8 protein-coding genes, 1 tRNA gene and 1 pseudogene are annotated in these 11,775 nt (G+C 36.4%); 7 read left to right on the plus strand and 3 right to left on the minus strand.

The genetic code is table 11. The features are described from left to right. Positions 1–220 precede the first annotated feature (220 nt). From PVV66_RS00095 to PVV66_RS00110, 4 genes are all read left to right on the plus strand, one after another. Positions 221–297: transfer RNA gene (locus PVV66_RS00095), tRNA-Arg, on the plus strand. Between the two features lie 762 nt (positions 298–1,059). Continuing rightward, entirely contained in the window at positions 1,060–2,733 is a 1,674-nt protein-coding gene (locus PVV66_RS00100; RefSeq protein WP_273717520.1) for a formate--tetrahydrofolate ligase, read from the plus strand. A 187-nt stretch (positions 2,734–2,920) separates the two neighbouring features. Next, positions 2,921–3,154 carry a 30S ribosomal protein S21 gene (gene rpsU / locus PVV66_RS00105; protein WP_273717519.1) on the plus strand — a complete coding sequence of 78 codons (234 nt, stop codon included), beginning with the start codon at positions 2,921–2,923 and terminating at the stop codon, positions 3,152–3,154. A gap of 1,537 nt (positions 3,155–4,691) precedes the next feature. Continuing rightward, entirely contained in the window at positions 4,692–5,252 is a 561-nt protein-coding gene (locus PVV66_RS00110) for an SH3 domain-containing protein (RefSeq protein ID WP_273717518.1), read from the plus strand. A gap of 46 nt (positions 5,253–5,298) precedes the next feature. Here PVV66_RS00110 and irrA read toward each other — a convergent pair whose 3' ends face one another. Continuing rightward, positions 5,299–5,811 carry an iron response transcriptional regulator IrrA gene (irrA, locus tag PVV66_RS00115; RefSeq protein ID WP_273717544.1) on the minus strand — a complete coding sequence of 171 codons (513 nt, stop codon included), beginning with the start codon at positions 5,809–5,811 and terminating at the stop codon, positions 5,299–5,301. 233 nt (positions 5,812–6,044) lie between these two features. Here irrA and fabA point away from each other — a divergent pair, with 233 nt between their 5' ends. Genes fabA through fabI form a run of 3 tightly spaced genes read left to right on the plus strand, consistent with a single transcriptional unit; the run spans position 6,045 to position 8,699 of the window. Beyond that, positions 6,045–6,554, plus strand: a complete 510-nt coding sequence (gene fabA, locus PVV66_RS00120) for a 3-hydroxyacyl-[acyl-carrier-protein] dehydratase FabA (protein WP_273717517.1) — start codon at positions 6,045–6,047, stop codon at positions 6,552–6,554. Positions 6,555–6,611: 57 nt separating this feature from the next. Next, the gene (gene fabB, locus PVV66_RS00125; protein ID WP_273717516.1) at positions 6,612–7,832 is read left to right on the plus strand and encodes a beta-ketoacyl-ACP synthase I; all 1,221 of its coding nucleotides are present in this window, start codon (positions 6,612–6,614) and stop codon (positions 7,830–7,832) included. A gap of 48 nt (positions 7,833–7,880) precedes the next feature. After that, positions 7,881–8,699, plus strand: coding sequence for an enoyl-ACP reductase FabI (fabI, locus tag PVV66_RS00130; RefSeq protein ID WP_273717515.1), 819 nt, complete (start codon positions 7,881–7,883; stop codon positions 8,697–8,699). 61 nt (positions 8,700–8,760) lie between these two features. Here fabI and PVV66_RS09700 read toward each other — a convergent pair. Both PVV66_RS09700 and gpsA read right to left on the minus strand, forming a co-directional pair. After that, positions 8,761–9,544, minus strand: a pseudogene (locus PVV66_RS09700) (integrase); the annotation flags it as partial. 1,021 nt (positions 9,545–10,565) lie between these two features. Next, positions 10,566–11,573 carry an NAD(P)H-dependent glycerol-3-phosphate dehydrogenase gene (gpsA, locus tag PVV66_RS00135; protein WP_273717514.1) on the minus strand — a complete coding sequence of 336 codons (1,008 nt, stop codon included), beginning with the start codon at positions 11,571–11,573 and terminating at the stop codon, positions 10,566–10,568. Positions 11,574–11,775 lie beyond the last annotated feature (202 nt).

Below are 11,775 nucleotides of genomic sequence, written 5' to 3' on the forward strand. Positions count from 1 at the left end.
ACGAAAACGTCAAGTTAACTATCGTTCATATTGCTTGGTATGGTCACAGCAAGAAAATGACCCTATCAAAAATCCAACTGAAACCATAATATATCATATCCTTTTTTTAATATCTCATAAAAAAGAGATTTTTTTTATGACAACCCAAGTTTCACTTGCATTTCTTTAATGAAACGATTAGGAACCATTGTCTTAGACAATGTAGAAAATCGAAATGTGTGCACCCGTAGCTCAGCTGGATAGAGCACCAGACTACGAATCTGGGGGTCAGGAGTTCGAATCTCTTCGGGTGCGCCATCTATCAATAAACTCAATAGCTTGCTCATAAATTCAAGTCCTTTGAATTTCTTTTTATGTGATTTATTTTTTGCTTATTATGGCTTTTTATTCCATTCTATTTTGAGTCGTTTCTTTAGCCATTTTGATAGAATAGAATGTTATACGGCCTTCAGTTCAACCCAAAGGCGCTTTTTATTAGCGATAATCGTAGCTGATTGCATGAGTTGGTATGTGTGTTGTTACTTTCTCTTCTCAATCTATACGCTTGTTTTTGATGTCTTCTGGATTATACTTTTTAATCAGTTGGATGATTTTTTACGTGCTTATTTTTCTTTTCTATCCATGGATATTTCTGAATATTTCATTTCTGTCCGCCCCATCTCAAGAAGGACTTTAGGTGTGCCATCACAAATTGCGGTTTACCGTCCTCTAAAACTTTTTCAGTGTGCTATTCTAAATAACAAATATAAAAATCGCATCAATATCGTTGTGTCAAAAGTTTTTAAACTCATTCCCCAAAGACTTTCTTCTGATATTCATCATTCGCTAATATTGAGATTGCAGGCTGGCTAAAAACTTACCAAAATTTAAAACATAGAGATTCTTTTTTCAAAAAAAAACGATAAAACCCTTCTTGTGTTCTTTTAGCATTATCTCTTGCGCGACACATCATTGAACTCTATGATATCTTATACTTTCTATTCTTTATGGATTATTCTCATTAATCCATAGAATACAGGTTTCAAACGTTAATAAAAGCTCAGTTTAAAGAATTTTTCCATGCCTAAAACAGATATTGAAATTGCTCGCACTGCTAAAAAGCAACATATTGTTGAAATTGCACAAAAAATTGGTATCGCACATGAAAACCTCATTCCCTATGGCCATGATAAAGCTAAAATTTCTTCTGCATACATAAAATCGCTCAATGAAAATCCAGATGGTAAACTTATCCTCGTCACAGCGATCAATCCCACCCCTGCTGGAGAAGGAAAAACAACAACAACCGTTGGACTGAGTGATGCTCTTAATCTCATTGGCAAAAAAACAATAGCCACTTTGAGAGAACCGTCTTTAGGCCCCTGTTTTGGTATCAAAGGTGGTGCCGCTGGTGGTGGTTATGCGCAAGTCGTTCCAATGGATGACCTTAATTTACATTTTACCGGTGATTTTCATGCTATTACAGCAGCTCATAATCTTCTTGCCGCAATGATCGATAATCATATCTATTGGGGAAATACTCTAAACATTGATCCACGGCGCATTGTTTGGAAGCGCGTTCTTGATATGAATGACCGTGCATTGCGCGATATCGTTATTTCATTGGGAAGCATAACAAATGGTTTTCCACGACAAACAGGTTTTGACATTACTGTTGCATCAGAAATTATGGCACTTCTTTGTCTTTCGGAAAATTTAGAAAACCTTACACGAAGACTCAAAAAAATTATTGTTGCCTATCGTTATGATAAAACACCCGTAACAGTAGCTGATCTCAATGCAGAAGGCGCAATGGCAGTTCTTCTCAAAGACGCCATACAACCCAATCTTGTACAAACAATTGAAAATAATCCTATTCTTGTTCATGGAGGACCTTTTGCCAATATTGCTCATGGTTGCAACTCAGTTATAGCAACAAAAACTGCTTTAAAATTGGCTGATTATGTCATCACAGAAGCAGGATTTGGAGCGGATCTTGGAGCAGAAAAGTTTTTCAATATCAAATGTCGGCAAGCCGGTATTATACCAAATGCAACAGTGATTGTCGCAACGATTCGTGCATTAAAAATGAATGGTGGTGTGGAAAAAAATAACCTTACAGAAGAAAATATCACCGCTTTAGAAAAGGGAGCAGCTAACCTTTTACGACATATCAAAAATATGGAGCTCTACGGTATCCCTTGTGTTGTAGCGATTAATCATTTTGACAGCGATAGCGATGCCGAAATAAAAACGTTACAAAAAATAGTTGCAACAACTGGACACAAAGCACTTATTTGTAAACATTGGGAACAAGGTGGAAAAGGCGCTATAGAACTTGCACAAGAACTTATTGCCTTAATTGAAAAACAAGATTCCGATTTTAAAGTGCTCTATCAAGATGATATTCCCCTCGTTCAAAAAATTAATTGTATTATAACAAAGTTATACGGTGGGCGTGGCGCTATCATCTCAGCGCCTATTCTTAAACAACTTGAATCTTGGGAAAAAGAAGGTTTTGGCACCTACCCTATTTGTATGGCAAAAACACCTTATTCTTTTTCTGCTGATCCCAAGCAATATGGTGCTCCTGTTGATTTTGAAATTCCTGTGCGAGAAGTTCGTCTCTGCGCAGGAGCCGGCTTTATTGTTGTCATTTGTGGAGATGTTATGACCATGCCCGGCTTACCCCATTATCCTACCGCTGAAAAAATTTATCTTGACGAAAATGATCAAATACAAGGACTTTCATAAGTTTATAACCGTAAACTCTATCATTTATTATAAAAAGCATTTTATGATAAAAAAATAGAATTTTAAAAAGCGATATAGACAAATGTCTTATTTATATGATATAAGCTTCTGTCCTTTTGGATATGCCTTTATAAAGGATGTAGGTTTTTCCTATCATTTATGACACTGAAAAAAAGCAGGATAAATAGTGCAAGTACTCGTTCGTGATAATAATGTTGATCAAGCGCTCCGCGCGTTGAAAAAAAAGATGCAGCGTGAAGGTATCTTCCGTGAAATGAAAATGCGTAGTTATTATGAAAAGCCATCTGAGAGGCGTGCTCGTGAAAAAGCTGAGGCTATTCGTCGTACACGTAAGCTTGCGCGTAAGCGTGCGCAAAGAGAAGGTTTTGTTAGTAACGGGCGAACTGTTGCGGTAAAGTGATATACTTTGGATGCATCATAGAATTGCATAAGCAACAAAGAATAAGCTAGCAGAAAATTTCATCTTCATAAGCAAAATTTTATTTTCATAGGCAATTACAATAGGTTTCTTGCCTATCTTTTTTTGTGTGCAATGTTGTCTCGTATTTTAGTTATATAAACTAATATGTTAATTATCTGGAAGTGATAAATTTTCTTATCATAGGAATAGTGTTGATTTCACTCTTGTAATTTTCAAAAAGAGATAACAAACAACAGTTTAGATATTTAAGCGACTTGTCTCCTATGTAAAATGTGGATTGCGCGGAGGGTGTTTTGTTATCACTTTTTGCTATAATTTTCCTCCTTCTTTTTATCCCTCAAATAACTGTTTTTTATATGCAAGCCTCATGATAGTTTTCTTCTTTTGTCCTTACATGTTCTGAATCTTTCAAAGATTTTAGATCAGATTACAAAACACAAATGGCTATCACAATATGCGATTGTGTGTATGAGAATATGAAAATACATAATCCTATTTCTCTGCACTTATGTAATTAACCTCATAAGCGTATCGAATAAGCCCTCCTTTTTCATTAAACTCTTTTATACTGAGTTGAAACAAAAGAAAATTGAAAATAAACAGAGAGAACGCTGTATTTAAATATGGGTGTAAGTGCCTTATATTATCATTTTTGATGAAAATATTTTTACAATTTAAATAACGCGTTAAAATTGATAACTTATTGATTTATGATCATAAGTAGTCATTTTTCATATTAAATAATAACTCTGAATACAGTAAAATTTCTCAACATCCTCTCATATTGAAGCAATCAAGATTTTTGCTTGTACATCATAAGCAGGGTCAGCATGTAAATAGAATAAAAATGCTTCTTATGAACGCTCTAAATAATAAGAACTGCATAACATTGAGAGCTGTGAAATAGAATGATGCTAGCAGCTTATCTCTACCATACGGGTAAGCATTATCATTGCATAAGAGCATAGTGTAGCAAATTTTATACATTGAATATCACAGAAAACTATCCTGTTAAAATTAGCCCTTCATATATCAAGCTACTCTATAATGTGGCTCATATTTTTACGTTTAAGTGCTTCATGCATCGTATTCTTTTGTCCATTCAAAACTGTCCTCTCAAGCCACATCATAATCCCTCTACTGAACAGTCTTCATATTCATAACATGCATAACTGTGCTTTTATTTCAAAAAATACTCTTGGAAAAAAGAGACAATATTTTAGCTCTGATTTCCTATACAAAAACTGCCTCAACCACAATATACTTTGCTGTCTTAATATCTTTCTCACACATACAAGCGCGCTAAAAATCCAATATTTATTTACTGGCATCTCCTCATAAACACGACAAACACTAAGAAATTAAAACTTTTGTTTTCTTTATTTTACTCTTCTTGTAACAATTTTTTCATTGTTTAGATCTCGTTAACGGGCGATATGGCATAATTTTTATCAGTCTCCAATCTTATCTTCCAGATTTTAAATTACCAATATATGACGAAATAAAGGAGTTCAGTGTGCAAAATTCTCGTTGGTTTCGCGATTTAATGCTTGCATCATGTATCTTAATAGCAAAAGTCATTGTATTGGATCCACCGCGTTTGTTGCACGCACAAACATTTAATCACAATTTAGGCCCCAGTGGTTTACCACTTCCGCGATTTGCTTCGATTAAACCTACGCGTGTTAATGTACGCGTTGGACCAGGGAGTAACTATTCTATCATTTTTACTTACAAAAAAAAGGGTTTACCTATTGAAATCATCCAAGAATATGATCAATGGCGCAAAATTCGTGATGCAGAAGGCGATGAAGGGTGGGTGTATCAATCGCTTTTATCAGGAAAGCGAACTGCTATAACTATTCCATGGCAAAAAGATAAAACAAAAAGGCTGATGCTACGAAAAAAACCCACCGACAACGCAGAACTTGTGGCAGAAGTAGAGCCTAATGTCATTGGCAATATCCACCAATGCGATGGACAATGGTGCGAAATCACTCTCAATAATGTTCATGGATGGCTTCATCAACCTCAATTATGGGGGATCTATCCTGATGAAAAAATAAAAGGTTGGTGAATGCTCAAATGCATCAAGTTTAATTTTTATTCCTCATTGAATATGCTTATTCCCTATCACAAGATTGATTTCTTTGTCTCAATCGAACAATCAAATCAACATGTGAAATTTCCATACCTTTTGGTGGCTTAGGCAAATTTCTAATAATGGAAGCTTTTTCCAAATCACATGGAATATCAAAAATACGATTTTCGCCTTCTATATAAAAATGGTAGTGATCAGAGGTATTGGTATCAAACCAAGTTTTTGAGCCTTCTACGGCAATAATCCGTAACAATCCCGCTTCCGTAAATTGATGAAGCGTATTGTAAACCGTTGCTAAGGATACAGGAACACCTGCCCTCACCGCTTCCTCATAGAGCTCTTCAGCAGTAATATGACGATTTCCTTCAGAAAAAATCATATGCGCAAGTTCTAACCGCTGACGTGTTGGACGCAAACCATTTTCACGCAAACGTTTTTCTAACATAGAAGTGGAATAATATTGCACACCTTCTCCACACTCTTTTATGGACTGTTGCTCTTCATTCATCTCTGAATTGTCTGCACTTCCTGACATATTACAAACCAAAATATCTTCCTGCGTCAATAAGATAAAAATAGAAAAAAATGGGGATAGTATGGTGCAATCTTGTATTCCATTTTTAAATAATTATTTGTGTAGAATACATGAAAAAGGGCTTTTGTCATTAAAAATGATATAAAATCATTTCCCTCTCTTTAAAATTTGCTCTAAAAGTAGATTGGGGAAAAGCGCAGAAATAAAGATATATGCAAATAAATGGAGTAACCATGGCTGAACAAAAGTCTCGCTATACTTATGAAGAGCTTCTAAGCTGCGCTCGCGGCGAAATGTTTGGTAAGGGTAATGCGCAATTGCCGGCACCACCAATGTTGATGATTCATCGAATCACTCAAATCAGTGAAACTGGTGGCAAATATGATAAAGGAATGGTTCGCGCCGAATTTGACATTACACCAGACCTTTGGGTCTTTAATTGTCACTTTATAGGCGATCCCGTTATGCCAGGATGTCTTGGATTGGATGGTATGTGGCAATTAACAGGTTTTTTTCTTGGTTGGTTAGGAGAACCAGGGAAAGGAAGAGCGATATCAACAGGTGAAGTGAAGTTATCAGGTATGGTAACGCCACAAACCAAACTTCTTGAATATGAAATAGATTTTAAGCGTATTCGACGTGGAAATTTAGTCTTAGGAATAGCTGATGGGTGGCTAAAAGCAGATGGAGAAACTATTTATAAGGCAAATGATTTGCGCGTTGCTTTATTCAAAGAAGATTGAATGTTATTTTCATCAGGAAGAATTTTTTACTATTCTGTATGGAATAAGGAGGTATGAATGCGTCGAGTTGTTGTAACCGGAATGGGGATTGTCTCCGCGATTGGAAATGAACCTCAAGCCGTTTTAACCAGTTTACGTGAGGCAAAATCTGGGATTTCTTACGCACCTCAATATGCTGAGTTAGGCTTTCGTAGCAGAGTTTACGGCAAACCTGATATTAATATAGAAGAATTGGTCGATCGACGCGCCCTACGCTTTCATGGACGTGGAACAGCCTGGAATCATATCGCCATGGATCAAGCAATTGCTGATGCTGGTTTAGAGCCTCATGAAGTATCAAACGAACACACAGGTATTATTATGGGTTCTGGAGGTGCTTCAACCCATTCAATCGTAGAAGCCGCTGATATTACACGCCAAAAAGGTCCAAAACGTGTTGGGCCTTTTGTTGTCCCTAAAGCGATGAGTTCTACAGCATCTGCAACATTAGCAACTTTCTTTAAAATAAAAGGGGTCAACTATTCAATCTCTTCAGCTTGTGCTACCTCCAATCATTGTATTGGGAATGCTTATGAAATGATCCAATATGGTAAACAGAAGCGCGTCTTTGCCGGTGGCTGCGAAGATTTGGATTGGACGCTCTCTGTTTTATTCGATGCTATGGGCGCTATGTCTAGCAGATATAATGATATTCCTCACAAAGCTTCACGTGCCTATGATGTCAATCGTGATGGATTTGTTATTGCTGGGGGTGCGGGTGTTTTAGTCCTTGAAGATCTAGAACTTGCTAAAGCACGCGGAGCAAAAATCTACGGAGAAATCGTTGGATATGGCGTAACATCCGATGGGCATGACATGGTCGCTCCATCAGGAGAGGGAGCAGAACGGTGCATGCGCATGGCCCTTGCAACAGTCGATAATAAAATTGATTATATCAATCCCCATGCAACAGCAACGCCTGTTGGCGATCCTCCGGAAATAGAGGCTATTCGCCGTATTTTTGGAGCGGGTGATCAATGCCCACCCATTTCTGCTACCAAATCTCTAACAGGACATTCCTTAGGAGCCGCAGGTGTTCACGAAGCAATCTATACATTGTTAATGATGAATCATAATTTTATTTGTGAAAGTGCCCATATTGAAGAACTTGATCCAGCTTTTGCTGATATGCCAATCGTTCGTGAACGACGTGATCATCAACAACTAAATACTGTATTGTCAAATACTTTTGGCTTTGGCGGTACCAATGCAACGCTTGTTTTTCAACGCTATATATAAATGAAAGTTCTTAGCAATTGAAAAAAGTACGGTCTTACGGAGAATAATATGAAAGGTTTGATGGAGGGCAAACGTGGCCTTATTATGGGAATTGCGAATGACCATTCAATTGCTTGGGGCATTGCCTGTCAACTCGCACAAGCAGGAGCTGAATTAGCATTAACTTATCAAGGAGATGCTTTCGGAAAACGTGTTCAGCCCCTCGCTGATAAACTTGGCTGCAAATTGGTTCTAGAGTGTGATGTTGAAAAAATTGAAAATGTTGACGACGTCTTTGAAAAACTTGAAAAAGAATGGAAAACGATTGATTTTATTGTTCATGCCATTGGTTTTTCAGATAAAAATCAACTAAAAGGGCGTTACGTTGATGTTACAACGCGTGAAAATTTTCAACGTACAATGGTTATTTCAGCTTATTCCTTTACTGAAATTGCTCAACGCGCGGGGAAGCTTATGCCTCATGGAGGGGCACTTTTAACCCTTACTTATGGCGCTTCACAGCAAGTTGTCCCTAATTATAATATCATGGGGGTAGCTAAGGCTGCTTTAGAATCTATGGTACGTTATTTAGCTGCGGACTTTGGTCCGCAAAATATCCGCGTCAATGCGATTTCAGCAGGTCCTGTTAGAACCTTAGCGGGTAATGGTATTGCAGCTGCACGTGCAATATTTTCACATCAACAACGTAATGCCCCATTACGTCGTACTGTGAATATTCATGAAATTGGAAAGTCCGCTCTTTATCTACTCTCTGACTTGTCATCAGGCGTTACGGGTGAAATCCATTATGTTGATTCAGGCTACAACATCATGTCTATGCCAATACTTGAAGAACTGAAAAAAACTGAAGATTCCCAAGAAGGATAAAAAATGCCCGACTTTAAAACATATGTAGAATGCTTTAGTCGCGTATTGAGCGGCGTTCTCTACTAGACTGAACCTCATAGAGACGGGCTTCAAGTCCAATCTGTTGCATATATGATGACACACAATTCTCACCAAGGGAACACGACCTGTTGCAGAAAAAAAGAAATCATTACAAGATAGCAAACAGCTTGTTTCAAAATTTTTAATGCCTCTGATGACAAGGAAAATAAAATTCTATTGCAGTATTACATTTTCCTTTCATATTTTCGAGCCAAGGATAATCCATACATTTCTCTCGATCTGATCTTTATCAATATAACGCAAAGGACCTGTATGCCCCCTGTAAGGATAAGCAAACACAAAGCCAATTGTATCAATTGTTGTTGTTTTGCAAAGTGTTTTATAAAAATCCGGTATATCTCTCCAATCCATTTTGCAAGAAAGTTTTGTGTTTTATGGAGTTGTTTTCCTAACAAAGCCCATGCTTTTTCTGCTTCTTGTAAATCAACATCCAATCCCAAAGCCCCAGCATATTTAGGACAAATATTAAGGCGGTTTAGTATTAAGGCGATTTAGTGCTTTCTTTACTGTTGCCGCTTCTGTATGCCAGACAGGAGCAAATGTGCCGCGTATCTCTGTTTTATTTCTCTCTGAAACGGGGAAACAACCTCATTTGGGAAGAATATAAAGGCATAAAGATAGGGATCATCTTTCAGCTTTACCATCATCCTTTAATTCAGCTGTACGTCTTTCACAGCAATATCTTTTAAATAATGAAGGTTACGCCTTCCCTCACGCTCTTATTTTTTCCGTTCTTTAATGAAATCACTCCCTTGAGGTATCAGATAAGATAGAATGTCTAAAAAAACACTATTGCTGTTGCTCATTTACATACTTTTTTAAAATACATACTTTTTTAAAAAGACATCTCTCAATGCACGCAATTCCATTTCACAATGGTACCTATAAACAGTATAATTAAAATCTTCTGTGAAATACATACCCCTTTTTGCACCACCATTTTACTTACCAAATTCTCATGTTGCAACACTCCTTGTCACTTGAGATGATTCATTAGAAGTATTTTTACTCTTTTCTTAAATAACTTTTATCCACACGCCAACCCACTTGCGACATACAAGCAAATAATTTTGATTAATTCAATACAAAAACACGATAAAATATTCATATAAATCAACATATTATCTTTATATCATATTATTTTTCAGTTTAAATGACAGCCACAAATACAATAATATTCTTTCAATTTCAGACCTTCACATTTGAATCAAAAAAATCATTTTTTGCATATAAAAAAGCAAAATTGATATGTAGGAAAAGAAAAGGCGTAAATATCTCTACTGCCCCCCCCCACAAGTGCCAAAAGCTGCCTTAACATTGTGAGCTAGAAAAGTGTGTGATAACGTCGGCCTTCTCCTTTGCAAGCATAAAGATAGGGGGTGCAATAGGTTTTGTGTATTTCACAGGGATTTTAATTATACTGTTTATGTATCATTGTGTAATGGAATCGCGTGCATTGAGAGATGTCTTTTTAAAAAAGTATGTGAATGAGCAGCAATAGTGTTTTGTTTTGCGCGAGAGGCATGCCCCCATTAAAGAACGAGAAAAACAAAATATCCCTTTCATCATATTACAGAAATATGTTTAAGTGGAAACAATAATTTATTTTCAAAGAGATAACTCTTAGATAAAAACTTTTATATTTCATAAAAATATAAAATGATATGAATCTATAATTTGCTGAAATACGACCATCTTACACAATCATCAATACAATCTATTTTATATTTCTATCATAATATGTTTCTATTTTTTACGATTGGAATTATTTAAAAACGCAGGATATCATTGTATTTCGTCCTTGAGAGTGCGGCTTAATAATGTGTTAGCCGCTTCAGTTATGTTTTTACCACAATAGAGAATTTGATAAATTTGTTTTACAATAGGCATTTCCACCCCAATACGTTTCGCTAACGTATGTACTTCCTTGGTATTTAAGTACCCTTCCACAACTTGACCAATTTCTTTTTCCGCTTCTTTTATATCTATCCCTTTACCAAGAAGTATTCCAAAACGGCGATTACGCGACTGATTATCAGTACATGTCAAAACCAGATCACCTAAGCCTGTCATTCCCATAAATGTGGAAAGCTCAGCACCCATAGCGCCCCCTAAACGACTGATTTCAGCTAGTCCTCGTGTGATGAGCGCTATTCGTGCATTTGCCCCAAATCCCATGCCATCTGATATTCCTGCACCAATAGCAATAACATTTTTGACGGCTCCCCCTAATTGAACACCAATCATATCTGAGCTTTTATAAACTCTAAAACTTTTGTCACAATGAAAAAGTTGCTGCAATTCTTTACCAAACGCAACATCAGAAGCTGCTATCGTCATTGCAGTAGGCCAACCAATAGCTAGTTCTTTAGCAAAAGTTGGTCCAGAAAAAACAGCTAAAGGAATTTTTTCACCTAAAATCTCACGAGCAACTTCTTGTAAGAAACGTCCTGTACCATGTTCTAAACCTTTCGTTGCCCAAATAACGCGTGAATGCTGATCCAAATAAGGCTGAATATTATACAACACTTGATGAAATACATGGCTTGGAACAGCGATTAATATATTATCACTTGCTGTTATTGCAGTTTCAAGCGAAGCTTCAAGGAGTAAATTTTCAGGAAATCGAATATCAGGTAAATATACTTGATTACAACGTTGTTCTTGTAATTTTTTGATGTGTTGAGAATTATATCCCCAAAGTAAAACATTATGGCCATTACGAGCAAGAGCAATCGCTAATGCAGTACCAAAAGAACCAGCACCAATAACTGTCATTGCAACGGTTTTCATTCAGTTTTCTGATTATTCTCTAAATTGTCAATTTCAATTGCACGTTATTATTACAAATAACTTCAATGCTCTCTTTAACATAAACACTGTAAAACTAAAACGTTACTTCTTCACAGCTTTATCTCACACAACATAAAAATGTTTTTCACACTCTTTTTTGTATTGAATTGTACAAACACTATTCTTTGTATATTCTACAAAT

It is taken from the genome of Bartonella sp. AU16XJBT (assembly GCF_028618665.1).
Classification (GTDB): Bacteria; Pseudomonadota; Alphaproteobacteria; order Rhizobiales; family Rhizobiaceae; genus Bartonella.

Coding starts and splice junctions, on each gene's coding strand:
- irrA (WP_273717544.1), bottom strand. CDS start 5,811: ATGTCAGGAAGTGCAGACAATTCAGAGATGAATGAAGAGCAACAGTCC.
- PVV66_RS00100 (WP_273717520.1), top strand. CDS start 1,060: ATGCCTAAAACAGATATTGAAATTGCTCGCACTGCTAAAAAGCAACAT.
- fabA (WP_273717517.1), top strand. CDS start 6,045: ATGGCTGAACAAAAGTCTCGCTATACTTATGAAGAGCTTCTAAGCTGC.
- fabB (WP_273717516.1), top strand. CDS start 6,612: ATGCGTCGAGTTGTTGTAACCGGAATGGGGATTGTCTCCGCGATTGGA.
- fabI (WP_273717515.1), top strand. CDS start 7,881: ATGAAAGGTTTGATGGAGGGCAAACGTGGCCTTATTATGGGAATTGCG.
- gpsA (WP_273717514.1), bottom strand. CDS start 11,573: ATGAAAACCGTTGCAATGACAGTTATTGGTGCTGGTTCTTTTGGTACT.